The organism is Enterobacter quasiroggenkampii, from assembly GCF_043972695.1.
In the GTDB taxonomy this organism is placed as follows: domain Bacteria; phylum Pseudomonadota; class Gammaproteobacteria; order Enterobacterales; family Enterobacteriaceae; genus Enterobacter; species Enterobacter quasiroggenkampii.
Genome location: NZ_CP143745.1, coordinates 4,280,863 through 4,293,529 on the forward strand (window position 1 = coordinate 4,280,863; position 12,667 = coordinate 4,293,529).

At 61.0% G+C, this 12,667-nt stretch carries 14 protein-coding genes; 5 read left to right on the forward strand and 9 right to left on the reverse strand.

Features of this window, described 5'->3' with window-relative positions; all coding sequences use genetic code 11:
- The first annotated feature begins 213 nt into the window (after positions 1 to 213).
- Complete coding sequence (gene ascF / locus V1572_RS20395; RefSeq protein ID WP_251894900.1) at positions 214 to 1,665, forward strand: PTS cellobiose/arbutin/salicin transporter subunit IIBC; 1,452 nt, start codon at positions 214 to 216, stop codon at positions 1,663 to 1,665.
- Between the two features lie 18 nt (positions 1,666 to 1,683).
- Positions 1,684 to 3,108, forward strand: a complete 1,425-nt coding sequence (locus V1572_RS20400; RefSeq protein WP_045908509.1) for a 6-phospho-beta-glucosidase — start codon at positions 1,684 to 1,686, stop codon at positions 3,106 to 3,108.
- Positions 3,109 to 3,196: 88 nt separating this feature from the next.
- Here V1572_RS20400 and hycI read toward each other — a convergent pair whose 3' ends face one another.
- The 9 genes from hycI to hycA form a co-directional block, all read right to left on the reverse strand.
- Positions 3,197 to 3,652 carry a hydrogenase maturation peptidase HycI gene (gene hycI, locus V1572_RS20405; RefSeq protein ID WP_251894899.1) on the reverse strand — a complete coding sequence of 152 codons (456 nt, stop codon included), beginning with the start codon at positions 3,650 to 3,652 and terminating at the stop codon, positions 3,197 to 3,199.
- Positions 3,645 to 4,055 (reverse strand): formate hydrogenlyase maturation HycH family protein, encoded by a 411-nt coding sequence (locus V1572_RS20410; RefSeq protein ID WP_023294422.1) that lies wholly within the window; start codon positions 4,053 to 4,055, stop codon positions 3,645 to 3,647. The genes hycI and V1572_RS20410 overlap by 8 nt, the downstream gene beginning before the upstream one ends.
- Positions 4,052 to 4,819: a formate hydrogenlyase subunit HycG gene (gene hycG / locus V1572_RS20415; protein WP_048029233.1), complete on the reverse strand. Its 768-nt coding sequence runs from the start codon at positions 4,817 to 4,819 to the stop codon at positions 4,052 to 4,054. Before hycG ends, V1572_RS20410 begins: the two co-directional genes overlap by 4 nt.
- Positions 4,819 to 5,361, reverse strand: a complete 543-nt coding sequence (locus V1572_RS20420; protein ID WP_008499573.1) for a formate hydrogenlyase complex iron-sulfur subunit — start codon at positions 5,359 to 5,361, stop codon at positions 4,819 to 4,821. Before V1572_RS20420 ends, hycG begins: the two co-directional genes overlap by 1 nt.
- A gap of 9 nt (positions 5,362 to 5,370) precedes the next feature.
- Complete coding sequence (gene hycE, locus V1572_RS20425) at positions 5,371 to 7,080, reverse strand: formate hydrogenlyase subunit HycE (protein WP_048029232.1); 1,710 nt, start codon at positions 7,078 to 7,080, stop codon at positions 5,371 to 5,373.
- Positions 7,081 to 7,095: 15 nt separating this feature from the next.
- Positions 7,096 to 8,019, reverse strand: coding sequence for a respiratory chain complex I subunit 1 family protein (locus V1572_RS20430; protein ID WP_048029231.1), 924 nt, complete (start codon positions 8,017 to 8,019; stop codon positions 7,096 to 7,098).
- Position 8,020: 1 nt separating this feature from the next.
- Positions 8,021 to 9,835: a formate hydrogenlyase subunit 3 gene (gene hycC, locus V1572_RS20435; protein WP_045908503.1), complete on the reverse strand. Its 1,815-nt coding sequence runs from the start codon at positions 9,833 to 9,835 to the stop codon at positions 8,021 to 8,023.
- Complete coding sequence (locus V1572_RS20440) at positions 9,832 to 10,440, reverse strand: 4Fe-4S dicluster domain-containing protein (RefSeq protein WP_023308971.1); 609 nt, start codon at positions 10,438 to 10,440, stop codon at positions 9,832 to 9,834. Before V1572_RS20440 ends, hycC begins: the two co-directional genes overlap by 4 nt.
- A gap of 70 nt (positions 10,441 to 10,510) precedes the next feature.
- Positions 10,511 to 10,975, reverse strand: a complete 465-nt coding sequence (gene hycA, locus V1572_RS20445; protein ID WP_032653166.1) for a formate hydrogenlyase regulator HycA — start codon at positions 10,973 to 10,975, stop codon at positions 10,511 to 10,513.
- 210 nt (positions 10,976 to 11,185) lie between these two features.
- Between hycA and hypA the strand changes: the two genes are divergently transcribed.
- The 3 genes from hypA to V1572_RS20460 are packed head-to-tail and all read left to right on the forward strand — an operon-like array spanning position 11,186 to position 12,666.
- On the forward strand, positions 11,186 to 11,536 hold the full coding sequence (hypA, locus tag V1572_RS20450; RefSeq protein ID WP_023294429.1) for a hydrogenase maturation nickel metallochaperone HypA: 351 nt from the start codon (positions 11,186 to 11,188) through the stop codon (positions 11,534 to 11,536).
- A 3-nt stretch (positions 11,537 to 11,539) separates the two neighbouring features.
- Entirely contained in the window at positions 11,540 to 12,403 is an 864-nt protein-coding gene (gene hypB / locus V1572_RS20455; protein WP_234085030.1) for a hydrogenase nickel incorporation protein HypB, read from the forward strand.
- A complete protein-coding gene (locus V1572_RS20460; RefSeq protein WP_047650282.1) occupies positions 12,394 to 12,666 on the forward strand; it encodes a HypC/HybG/HupF family hydrogenase formation chaperone in 273 nt (90 codons plus the stop codon). The genes hypB and V1572_RS20460 overlap by 10 nt, the downstream gene beginning before the upstream one ends.
- Position 12,667 lies beyond the last annotated feature (1 nt).

The window sequence follows — 12,667 nt, forward strand, 5'->3', positions numbered from 1 at the left end:
TTGTTATTCCGTCTGAATCTGATGGTGCGCAGTGTACTGCACTGCAGAAAAATTGTCGCAGCGGCGACATCACGCTTTGGGTTCCTGCTGGTGATCGGCGTCACGAAATAAAAAAATGGTCAAAAAGCGATCTTGTTTCATTCATAAAAACTCATGATGATTATGTGGAACCGGTTTCCTACATTTCACACAACGATAACAGGATCACATCCGATGGCCAAAAATTACGCTGCGCTGGCGAACGACGTTATCAGCGCGCTGGGCGGCAAAGAGAACATCGTCGCCGTCACCCACTGCATGACGCGACTGCGTTTCGTTCTGAAAGACGAAACCCTCACCGACGCCGCGCGCCTGAAAAGCATCAGCGGCGTGCTCGGCGTGGTGCGCAACGACAACCAGTGCCAGGTGATTATTGGCAATACCGTCTCCCAGGCGTACCGCGAGGTGGTAAGCCTGCTGCCCGCTGACCTGCAGCCCGTGGTGCCGGAAGGCCCGCAAAAGCTGACGCTGCGCCGCATTGGCGCCGGGATCCTCGACGCGCTGATTGGCACCATGTCCCCGCTGATCCCGGCGATCATCGGCGGCTCGATGGTCAAGCTGCTGGCGATGATCCTTGAGATGACCGGCGTGCTGCCCAAAGGCGCGCCGACGCTCACCATTTTGACCGTCATCGGCGACGGCGCGTTCTTCTTCCTGCCGCTGATGGTGGCGGCCTCGGCGGCGGTGAAATTCAAAACCAACATGTCGCTGGCGATAGCCATTGCGGGCGTGCTGGTGCACCCGAGCTTTATCGAGCTGATGGCGAAAGCCGCGCAGGGCGAGCACGTTGAGTTCGCGTTTATCCCGGTGACGGCGGTGAAATACACCTACACCGTCATCCCCGCGCTGGTGATGACCTGGTGCCTGTCGTACATCGAGCGCTGGGTGGATCGCATTACCCCGGCGGTGACGAAAAACTTCCTCAAGCCGATGCTGATCGTGCTGATTGCCGCCCCGCTCGCCATCGTGCTGATTGGCCCGCTGGGCATCTGGATCGGTAGTGCGATTTCCGCGCTGGTCTACACCATTCACGGCTATCTGGGCTGGCTCTCCGTGGCCATCATGGGCGCGCTGTGGCCGCTGCTGGTCATGACCGGCATGCACCGCGTGTTTACGCCAACCATCATTCAAACCATTGCCGAGACGGGCAAGGAAGGGATGGTGATGCCGTCGGAAATTGGCGCCAACCTGTCGCTCGGCGGTTCGTCGCTGGCGGTGGCGTGGAAAACCAAAAACCCGGAGCTGCGCCAGACGGCGCTGGCGGCGGCGGCCTCCGCCATCATGGCGGGGATCTCTGAACCGGCCCTGTACGGCGTCGCAATACGTCTGAAACGCCCGCTGATTGCTAGCCTGATCAGCGGCTTTATCTGCGGCGCGGTTGCCGGTATCGCGGGTCTTGCCAGCCACTCGATGGCGGCACCGGGGCTGTTTACCAGCGTACAGTTCTTCGACCCGGCGAACCCGATGACCATCGTCTGGGTGTTTGGCGTGATGGGTCTGGCAGTGGTGCTGTCGTTTGTTCTGACCCTGATACTGGGCTTTGAGGATATTCCGGTCGAAGACGACGCCGAAAAAGCGCGCGCCCTGCAGACCGCACCGGTACAGAACAACGCAGCAAAAGCATAAATTGAAAGCGAGGTAAGAATGTCTGTTTTTCCACAAGGATTTTTATGGGGCGGCGCGCTTGCCGCCAACCAGAGTGAAGGCGCTTACCGTGAGGGCGGCAAAGGGCTGACGACGGTCGATATGATCCCCCACGGCGCGAACCGCCTTGCGGTGAAGCTTGGTAAGGAAAAGCGTTTTTCGCTGCGTGACGACGAATTCTACCCGAGCCACGAGGCGATTGATTTTTACCATCGCTACAAAGAGGACATAGCCCTGATGGCGGAGATGGGCTTTACGGTGTTCCGCACCTCGATCGCCTGGAGCCGCCTCTATCCGAACGGCGACGAGCCGCTGCCGAACAAAGAGGGCATTGCCTTCTACCGCGCGGTGTTCGAGGAGTGCAAAAAGTACAACATCGAGCCGCTGGTAACCCTCTGCCACTTCGACGTGCCGATGCACCTGGTGACGGAGTACGGCTCCTGGCGCAACCGCAAAATGGTGGATTTCTTTGCCCGCTACGCCCGCACCTGCTTCGAGGAGTTTAACGGGCTGGTGAAATACTGGCTGACCTTCAACGAAATCAACATCATGCTGCACAGCCCGTTCTCCGGCGCGGGGCTGGTGTTTGAGGAAGGCGAAAACGAAGACCAGGTGAAATACCAGGCCGCGCACCACGAACTGGTGGCGAGCGCGCTGGCGACCAAAATCGCTCACGAGGTGAACCCGGAAAACCAGGTCGGCTGCATGCTGGCGGGCGGTAACTTCTACCCCTACTCCTGCAAGCCGGAAGACGTGTGGATGGCGCTGGAGAAAGACCGCGAGAACCTGTTCTTTATCGACGTGCAGGCGCGCGGCAGCTATCCGGCCTATTCTGCCCGCGTGTTCCGCGAGAAAGGCGTCGTGATTGTTAAAGACCCGGGCGATGACGAACTGCTGAAAAATACCGTCGATTTTGTCTCGTTCAGCTATTACGCCTCGCGCTGTGCCTCGGCGGATATGAACGCAAACAACACCAATGCGGCGAACATCGTCAAATCTCTGCGCAACCCGCACATTCAGGTGAGCGAATGGGGCTGGGGCATCGACCCGCTCGGACTGCGCATCACCATGAACATGATGTACGACCGCTACCAGAAGCCGCTGTTCCTGGTGGAAAACGGCCTGGGGGCGAAAGATGTCGTTGATGAAAACGGCGAGATTAACGACGACTACCGCATCAGCTATCTGCGCGAGCATATCCGCGCGATGGGCGATGCGATTGAGGACGGCGTGCCGCTGATGGGTTACACCACCTGGGGCTGCATTGACCTTGTCTCGGCCTCAACCGGTGAGATGAGCAAGCGTTACGGGTTTGTGTACGTCGATCGCGACGACGCCGGGAACGGCACACTGGAGCGGAAACGCAAGAAATCGTTCGGATGGTATAAGAAGGTGATTGCGAGTAACGGGGGGGATCTCGAGTAGCCTGTTGCCCTCACCCCAGCCCTCTCCCACAGGGAGAGGGAGATGGGTTTGGTAGGCCGGGTAAGGCGAAGCCGCCACCCGGCACTGCTCAGAGCTGAGAAAACCCTCCGTCTCCACCCCACCCGGCTAGTCGTGAATACACCACCTCCACCGCCTCCTTCACCGGCTGCGTCATCGGGTAATAAAACCCGACAATGTCCGGCTGAATCCCCAAAAAGAGCACCTCGCCCACGTCACCTTTGATCTGATCCACCAGGTAGTTCAGCGGCATATTGTGGGTGGTCATCATAAACATCTCGGCGATGTCGTCCGGGTCAATCAGGCGGATCTCGCCGGGGTTGAGTCCCATATCGGTGGCATCGACGATTAACAGCCTGTCCGGACGCAGCTCGCGGATGGCGACCACGTCGTTTTCCGGCGCGCTGCCGCCGTCAATCACCACCCAGTTGCCCTGCGGGTTCGCGGCGCACATCTCCGCCAGCAGCGGACCCGCGCCGTCGTCGCCCATCATGCTGTTGCCGACACACAGTAAAACGTCAGTCACGTAATCTCCTCACCATCAGGTAGATGGCACTCTCCTGATGAATATCATGCAGCATACCGAGCAGCGTTTTGCTCCACGCCTGCTGCTCCGGGGTTTGTCTGCCGAGCGCCGCGTCAAAGGCGTTGGCGAGCATCGCAATGTGGTTCGCATCGATCACGATCTCACCGTACTTCGGCACGCCTTCCATTTTGCGCCGCGCCGTACTGCCCTCCTCCAGCGTGGCAATCCACGCAAGGTATTCCGGCCACGGACAGCTCAGTGCGGCCTCCAGGCAGTCAATCACTCCGAGATGATGCCCAATCGCCAGGCTGTAATAGACCACCTGCTGCGCCGCATCCGGCGTGGCATCGTTCTCATCAATAAACTTACGGCTCAGCTGGCTGAACACCACCGTTTCACTCATCGGATACGCGCCTCATCGACGATGCTGTTCAGGTTCGCCACAATCTCATTGAGGCGCGGATCGTTTTCCGCCTCCAGCCAGCGTGCGACCTGATGCTCGCCCTGGCTCAGCAGGCGCAGATAGTCGTCGGCAATCTGACGGCCGTAGCGATAGCCCGCCAGCCTGCGCGCCGTGCGATCGACCTTCACCCGCAGCGGCTGTACCATGTCCGGGTGCAGAATGGCGGCCGGCTGGTTGTCGAGTTCGCCCGGCTCGCGGGCGTGGATTTTCTGCTCCAGCAGGCCGAGCGCCATCGCGAAGCCGTACAGCGTGGCGGCGGGCGTCGGCGGACAGCCCGGAATGTAGACGTCCACCGGCACGATTTTGTCGGTGCCGCCCCAGACGCAGTAGAGGTCATGGAAGATGCCGCCGCTGTTGCCGCAGGCGCCGTACGAGATGCAGATTTTCGGGTCCGGCGCGGACTGCCAGGCGCGTAGCGCGGGCGAGCGCATGGCGCGGGTGACGGCCCCGGTGAACAGCAGGATGTCCGCATGACGCGGGGACGGCACCACTTTGATGCCGAAGCGCTCGGCGTCAAACAGCGGCGACAGCGTAGCGAAGATCTCAATCTCGCAGCCGTTGCAGCCCCCGCAATCCACGCGGTAGACGTAGGCCGAGCGTTTGATTTTTTTCAGCAGCGACGCCTTCATGCTGGCGATGGATTCGTCCACCGTCATCGGCACCGGAATGCCGTTAGCGTCGCGTGGCCCAAGTAAATTTTCCATCAGCTGGCCTCTCTCATGTGGCGGGTGATATCAATGCGGTCGGACGGCAGCAGGCACTTCTGTCGCTTGCACGCCGGGCAGGTTTCAAAGCTTTCACGGTGATGCTCCGCGCGGGCGTCGCCATTGTGCTGCAGCAGCGCGATGGCGTAGTCGATCTCTTTTTGCACGGCGAACGGGCGCTGGCAGACGCGGCAGTGGCACAGGTCAAAGCGCGACTGCTGCAGGAAATCCTCTTTCTTCCACACCGCCAACTCGTACTCCTGCGACAGGCGGATGGCGACCGTCGGGCAGACCTCTTCGCAGCGGCCGCAGAAGATGCAGCGCCCGAGGTTAAACTGCCAGGCCAGCTCGCCGGTTTTGAGATCCGTTTCCACCGTTAAGGCGTTCGACGGACAGGCGTTGACGCAGGCCGCGCAGCCGATGCACTGCTGCGGGTTGTGTTCCGGCTTGCCGCGAAAGTTTTTGTCGACCGGCATCGGCTCCAGCGGATAGCGGCTGGTCTGCGTGCCGGTTTTGATCACTTTTTTGATAAAGGTAAACATGACGAATCCTTATTTCAGCGGCGAGTTCTTACGCTCGATGCTGTAGCGCTCAAGCTCTTTGTACGGCACCACCTGGCTTTTCTTCTTGCGCACGTCCACGACGGTCATGCGGTCGGTGCAGGAGTAGCACGGGTCGAGGCTGCCGATGATCAGCGGCGCATCAGACACGGTGTTACCGCGCAGCATGTAGCGCAAGGTTGGCCAGTTGGCGTAGGTCGCCGCACGGCAGCGCCAGCGGTAGAGCTTCTGGTTGTCGCCGGTCATGCTCCAGTGAATATCGTCCCCGCGCGGCGCTTCGGCAAACCCGAGGGCAAAGCGGTTTGGAATGTAGGTGAAGCCCTCCACCATCAGCGGGCCACCCGGCAGGTTGTCCAGACCAAAGTCGATCATATTCAGCGCGGTGAACACCTCGTTGATGCGCACCTTCAGGCGGGAGATGACGTCGCAGCCCTGCTCGCTGTGCACGGTCATCGGCAGCAGGCCGTAGCCGACGAACGGGTGATCGGCACGCGTGTCGCGGGCGTGCCCGCTGGCGCGCACCATCGGGCCGACGTTACTGAAATCGCGGGCGATCTCCGGATCGAGGCGGCCAATGCCGACGGTGCGCTGCTCGATGTTGGGCGTGCTGAGCAGCATGTCCACCAGCTCCTGCACGTCGCGGCGCATCTGCTGCGCCAGCTGGCGGGTCTGGATCATGTCATCCTTCAGCAGGTCGCGGCGGATCCCGCCGATCAGGTTCAGACCGTAGGTTTTGCGCGCCCCTGTGAGGATCTCCGCCATCTTCATCGACGCTTCACGCACGCGGAAGAACTGCATAAACCCGGAGTCAAACCCGACGAAGTGGCAGGCCAGCCCGAGGTTCAGCAGGTGCGAGTGCAGGCGCTCCACCTCCAGCAGAATGGCGCGGATCATCTGCGCGCGTTCCGGCACCACGATCCCCATGCCGTTCTCCACCGAGGTGGTGTAGGCGGTGCTGTGGGCGAAGCCGCAGATGCCGCAGACGCGGTCAGAAAGAAACGTGACTTCGTTGTAGCCCATGCGGGTTTCCGCCAGCTTTTCCATGCCGCGGTGGACGTAGAACAGGCGGTAGTCGGCGTCGATAATGTTTTCGCCGTCGACGAACAGGCGGAAGTGGCCCGGCTCGTCGGAAGTGACGTGCAGCGGGCCGATCGGCACCACGTTATTCTTCTTGCTGCCCAGCTCGTTGATGAATTCGTAGGTTTCACTGTCGGTGGTCGGGGCCGGACGCTGGCGGTAGTCCATGCTGTCTTTGCGCAGCGGATAGAGTTCGTCCGGCCAGTCGTCCGGCAGCACCAGACGGCGTTCATCCGGCAGGCCAACCGGCACCAGGCCATACATGTCGCGCACTTCACGCTCGCCCCAGACGGCAGCGGGCACGCGCGGCGTGACGGACGGGTATTCCGGTTTATTCGGGTCGACCTCGACGCGCACGGTGATCCAGCACTTCTCGCCCTGCTCCATCGACATCACGTAGTACACCGCGTAATTGCCGCACAGCTGGCGCTCGTCGTTACCGAACAGCACCGACAGCCAGCCGCCCTGCCGGTAGTAGAGAAACTCCACCACTTCTGGCAGATAGTTCACCTTTACGGTGACGGTGATCTGGTCTTTGGTTTGCCAGGACTCCTCCAGCACCACGCAGGGGAAAGCCTGATGCAATGCGGCGAGATACTGCTGACCTTTCTTTTCTTCAGACATAAACACTCTCTTTAATCACGCCACCAGCAAGGAGACGAACGCTAAAAATGCAAAACCAAAACCGGCCCAGGTAATGCGTGACGTTTCCACAAAACGCAGACGCGCCATGCTGTTTTCGAACAGGGCAATGACCAGCACGCCGACCAGCAGCTTGAGGGCGGCAACCACGACGGCCAGCAGCAGACCGCCCGCGGAGAAGTGCGTCATCTGCCCCCACGGGAAGAAGACGCCGACAAACATCTGCAGCACCACCAGCTGTTTAAGGCTGATGCCCCACTTCAGCACCGCAAAGCCGTAGCCGCTGTACTCGGTGAGCGGTCCTTCCTGCAGTTCCTGCTCGGCTTCGGCCAGATCGAACGGCAGTTTGCCCATCTCGATAAAGGTGGCAAACGCGCAGGCGCACAGCGCCAGCACCAGCGGAAGGGAGCGGGCAACCGGCCAGTGGTACACGGTGTGGGTGATAAAGCTGATGTGCGTGGAACCCGCAACCTGCGCGGCGACCCACAGCCCCAGCAGCAGGATCGGCTCAACCAGCACGCCGAGCATCGCCTCGCGACTGGCGCCGATGCCGGTAAACGGGCTCCCGGTGTCGAGACCCGCAATCGCAAAGAAGAAGCGGGCGATGGCAAACAGGTAGATCAGCGTAATCAGATCCCCGAGCGCCGGCAGCGGCGAAGCCACCGTCACCACCGGCAGCGCGGTGGCGATGGTGAGCATCACGCCCACCATCACGAACGGCGTCAGGCGGAAGACCCAGCCTGCGGCATCCGGCGCCACGCTCTGGCGAGAAAGCAGCTTGAAGAGATCGCGATACTCCTGGAGTACGCCAGGCCCGCGACGGTTGTGCATCCGGGCGCGCGCCACGCGCGTGATGCCCGACAGCAGCGGCGCGGCGGCAAACAGCACCAGCGCCTGAAGAATTGCCAGTAACAGACTCATGTCAGGCTCCTCGTGAAATCACAACGATCACCAGCACCGCCAGCTCGATAACTGCCAGACGGCGAAACAGCGCGGGTGCGGCAGCGCTCTGCCAGCCGGGTACCCAGCGCACCGGATTCAGCCAGTGGCGCAGCTTCAGCACGGCGGCAAAGTTCTCTTTCACCGGCATAGCGAAACCGTGGGCGGTGATGACCATCGACTGTTCGTGTTCGTAGCCGCAGGCCCATGCTGCACCGCGCGAGCGGGAGGTGAGCCGGTCGCGTTTGAAGAACAGCATCAGCACCAGCGGCAGCAGCGGTGCGCCTATCAGCAGCAGCGCGATCATGGGCTGGGAAACGGTGGTGTTCGCCGCGGTCAGCGGCAGCGGAATGGCATTGCCCAGCAGTGGCAGCAGCCACGGTGCGGCGACGCCGCCCGCGATGCAGCACAGCGCCAGCGCGACCACGCTTACGCCCATCAGTAGCGGTGCGCAGCAGGCGTTCTCAGCCTCACGCGTACGCGGTGCGCCGAGGAAGGTCACGCCATAAACTTTCGCCATGCACATCACCGCCAGCGCCCCGGTAATCGCCAGACCGACCGCCAGCAGCGGCCCCAGCAGACGGGCGATAAACGCCTCGCTCTGACCGAGGGCGAAGAAGGACTGATAGATCACCCACTCCCCGGCAAAGCCGTTCAGCGGCGGCAGCGCGGCCATCGCCATCAGCCCGACCAGCATCGCCAGTGAAATCACCGGCATCTTTTTGCCAATCCCACCGAGCTTTTCGATATCCCGATGGCCGGTGCGGAACCAGACGCTGCCCGCCCCGAGGAACAGGGTGCTTTTAAACAGGCTGTGGTTGATCAGGTGATAAAGACCGCCGATAAAACCAGCCGCAATCAGCGCCGGTTGATTCAGCGCCAGCCCGGTCACGCCCGCGCCAATGCCGAGCAGAATGATGCCGATATTCTCCAGCGTGTGGTACGCCAGAAGACGCTGGATATTGTGCTCCATCAGCGCGTACAGGCCACCGACGAAGGCGGTGATCATGCCCGCAATCAACAGCACCACGCCCCACCACAGCGGCGGTTGTCCGCCGGTCAGCGTAATCGCCAGGATCCCAAACAGACCGACCTTCATCACCACCACAGAAAACAGCGCGGCGGCGGGCGCGGAAGCATTCGCATGCGCCTGCGGCACCCAGCCGTGCAGCGGGATGATGCCGGCGAGCAGGCCAAAGCCGAGCACGCCCAGCAGCCAGACGTCATTCCCCAGCGGATGCCCGTTAAGCGCAGCGAAGTCCAGCGTGCCGAAGCGCTGCCACACCAGCCAGCAGGCCAGCGCCAGCAGCAGCGTCCCGAGGCGTCCCAGCGCAAACCATAATTTCCCGGAGGCGCTACAGCCCGTCAGGAACACGCCGCAGAGCGCCATGATCTCCGCCATCACCACCAGCGCGCCGAGGTTGCTGGCGGTAACGGTACAGACCGCCGTCGCCATCAGCAGGTTCACCAGCAGGCCGTTGGCTTTAGCGTGCGGGTGGCGATGCCACTCGATATTGAACAGGCTGATAAACAGCCCGCACAGGCCAAACGTCACCAGCCAGAGGGCGTTCAGCGGCGTAATCTCAACGGTGTGGCGAACCAGCGGTATGAGGGTGTCAACGGATTGTCCGCCGAGCAGAACAACGCCGCCTGCCGCCAGCGTCAACAGGCTACCTGCCGCCCCGCCGATCCCGGCAACTCCGCCGCTCAGGGTTTTATGGAAGGAGAAGATCGGCGCCAGAATAGCTGCGGCAATAAAACAGGCTACCGCGCCGGTAATCATCATGGCCGCGTTCATTTCGCCCCCTCGTTAAGCGCCTGTAGCAGAGAAAGGTCGCCAAAATCACTGTTGATGGTCAGCTCGCGCTTGCGCTTGCTGGTACGGGCGATGTCGCGAATGTTAACCAGAATCAGCGCTTTCGTCGGACAGGTCCGTACGCAGGCCGGGCCCTGTTCATCGAAGCTGCACAGGTCGCACTTCACCGCCACGGCACGGATGCCGGGCACCCAGTCCAGCAGCGTGCTGACGCGTGCAGGCGCCGGCGGCGCGGGCGGGGCTTTAGGCGAGTTGGCATTGGCCGGAATATGCAGCGGGCGGCTGCCGGAAAATTCAATCGCGCCGAACGGGCAGGCAATGCCGCACAGCTTGCAGCTTACGCACAGGCTTTCGTTCAACTGGACTGCGCCATCCACGCGGGTGATGGCATTTACAGGACAGACACCCGCGCACGGGGCATCTTCACAGTGATGGCAGAGCTGCGGGGCAGACTCTTTTTCATTACGCATGACGTGCAGGCGCGGCATGGACTGCAGCCCATGCAGGCGATGCGTTTCCGAACACGCCGCCTCACAGGTTCGACAGCCAATGCAGACCGTCGAGTCAGCAATTACAAAACGGTTCACCGGGTTATCCTCTGGTGATAGTCATTTTTGTCGAAAAGCTGTCTTGTCGACACTTCTCGACACGCATGGGTCAGGCCACGTTCGCTGAGGCATTTCCGTCCATCAGCTGCTTCAGGTTGACCGGAAGATCGTGCTCAACGGCGGCGTACAGGCCGTTATAAACCGGCGCGATTTTTTCCAGATAGTGCTCCAGCACCTGCTGGCGATCGCGGTTGCTGACGTGGCCGTCCACCATGCCGTCGGCCATCAGCTGCGCCTTCGCAATACACTGTTTTTCACCGTCTTTTGTCTCGAGGTAGTACTCAATGGTGTGGCTGTTGAAGTTATCCGCCAGGGTCACGTTGATGGTGAAATGGCCGAAGAGGACAAAGCGCATATCCCCCTGCGCCGCGCAGCTCATCGCGTGGTGAAGACGCGCTTTCGACAAGGTAATGCCCTGAACCAGCGAGTTGCAGTAAAGGTGCCACTGGTCCTGTAACTGTTGATGACGCTGCGCGATGTAATCTGCTTTTTCGCTGATTTCCCAAATAGTCATAGAAGGTATCCGTTTAATGGAGATAGCGGCTGTTAAGCAGATTCCATGCCAGTTTTTATTTTTCTGATTTTAAAGGGATTAAACTGAAAAACCGCTGTCAACACCGCGGTGTCGACGTGTCATTTCGACAGCGTTGACATCGTCACGCCTTAACAAAAATCAAGCTGGCACTGTTATTGCATTACCGGGGCAATTCATTGAGGAGGCGTCATGCACGAAATCACCCTCTGCCAGCGGGCTCTGGAACTTATCGAACAGCAGGCAGTGCAAAACCACGCGAAGCGCGTCACCGGCGTCTGGCTGAAGGTCGGAGCGTTTTCCTGCGTCGAGACCAGCGCCCTGACCTTCTGTTTTGAGCTGGTCTGCCGCGGCACGCTGGCGGAAGGCTGCGAACTGCATATTGAAGAACAGCAGGCGGAGTGCTGGTGCGAGCAGTGTCAGCAGTACGTCACCCTGCTGTCATCGAAGGTACAGCGCTGCCCGCAGTGTCAGAGCAGCGGTCTGCGCATCGTGGCGGATGACGGCATGCAGATCCAACGCCTCGAAATCGAGAAGGAGTAAAGTATGTGTAGTACCTGCGGTTGCGCCGAAGGCAACCTGTATATAGAAGGGGATGAACACCGCCCCCACTCCGCGTTTCGCTCCGCGCCCTTTTCACCCGCCCCACGCCCTGCGGCAGCCCTGACCGGCATTACCTTTGCGCCGCAACGCTCCGATGCGGGCGACCTGCATTACGGCCACGGCGAAGCGGGCACCCACGCGCCGGGCATGAGCCAGCGCCAGATGCTGGAGGTGGAAATCAACGTGCTGGACAAAAATAACCAGCTCGCCGCCCGCAACCGCGCCCGCTTTGCCACCCGCAAACAGCTGGTGCTGAACCTGGTCTCCAGCCCTGGTTCCGGTAAAACCACGCTGCTGACCGAAACGCTCAAGCGCCTGAACGGGCGCGTCTCCTGTGCGGTGATCGAAGGCGACCAGCAAACCGTTAACGACGCGGCGCGCATTCGCGAAACCGGCACCCCGGCGATTCAGGTCAACACCGGCAAAGGCTGCCACCTGGATGCGCAGATGATTGCCGACGCCGCCCCGCGCCTGCCGCTGGCAGATAACGGCATCCTGTTTATTGAAAACGTTGGCAACCTCGTCTGCCCGGCGAGCTTCGACCTCGGCGAACGACACAAGGTGGCGGTGCTTTCAGTGACCGAAGGCGAAGACAAGCCGCTGAAGTACCCGCACATGTTTGCTGCCGCGTCCATCATGCTGCTGAACAAAGTCGACCTGCTGCCGTACCTGAATTTCGACGTGGATAAGTGCCTGGCGTATGCCCGCGAGGTGAACCCGGAGATTGAGATCCTGCTGGTCTCCGCCACGCGCGGCGACGGCATGGACGGCTGGCTACACTGGCTGGAGAGCGAACGATGTGCATAGGCGTACCGGGACAAATTCACGCCATCGACGGTAATCAGGCCAAAGTCGAGGTTTGCGGCATCCTGCGCGACGTCGACCTGACGCTGGTGGGCAGCACCGATGAAAGCGGCGCTTCGCGTCTCGGACAGTGGGTGCTGGTCCACGTGGGGTTTGCCATGAGCGTGATTAACGAAGCGGAAGCCCGCGACACGCTCGACGCCCTGCAAAATATGTTCGACGTAGAGCCTGACGTGGGCGCGCTGCTGTACGGCGAGGAGCGGTAAT

Excerpts from the sequence above, each read along its gene's own strand:
- V1572_RS20420 (WP_008499573.1), bottom strand. The coding sequence starts at position 5,361 with ATGTTTACCTTTATCAAAAAAGTGATCAAAACCGGCACGCAGACCAGC.
- hypB (WP_234085030.1), top strand. The coding sequence starts at position 11,540 with ATGTGTAGTACCTGCGGTTGCGCCGAAGGCAACCTGTATATAGAAGGG.
- V1572_RS20460 (WP_047650282.1), top strand. The coding sequence starts at position 12,394 with ATGTGCATAGGCGTACCGGGACAAATTCACGCCATCGACGGTAATCAG.
- hycG (WP_048029233.1), bottom strand. The coding sequence starts at position 4,819 with ATGGAAAATTTACTTGGGCCACGCGACGCTAACGGCATTCCGGTGCCG.
- hycE (WP_048029232.1), bottom strand. The coding sequence starts at position 7,080 with ATGTCTGAAGAAAAGAAAGGTCAGCAGTATCTCGCCGCATTGCATCAG.
- hypA (WP_023294429.1), top strand. The coding sequence starts at position 11,186 with ATGCACGAAATCACCCTCTGCCAGCGGGCTCTGGAACTTATCGAACAG.
- V1572_RS20430 (WP_048029231.1), bottom strand. The coding sequence starts at position 8,019 with ATGAGTCTGTTACTGGCAATTCTTCAGGCGCTGGTGCTGTTTGCCGCC.
- V1572_RS20400 (WP_045908509.1), top strand. The coding sequence starts at position 1,684 with ATGTCTGTTTTTCCACAAGGATTTTTATGGGGCGGCGCGCTTGCCGCC.
- ascF (WP_251894900.1), top strand. The coding sequence starts at position 214 with ATGGCCAAAAATTACGCTGCGCTGGCGAACGACGTTATCAGCGCGCTG.
- V1572_RS20410 (WP_023294422.1), bottom strand. The coding sequence starts at position 4,055 with ATGAGTGAAACGGTGGTGTTCAGCCAGCTGAGCCGTAAGTTTATTGAT.
- hycC (WP_045908503.1), bottom strand. The coding sequence starts at position 9,835 with ATGAACGCGGCCATGATGATTACCGGCGCGGTAGCCTGTTTTATTGCC.
- hycA (WP_032653166.1), bottom strand. The coding sequence starts at position 10,975 with ATGACTATTTGGGAAATCAGCGAAAAAGCAGATTACATCGCGCAGCGT.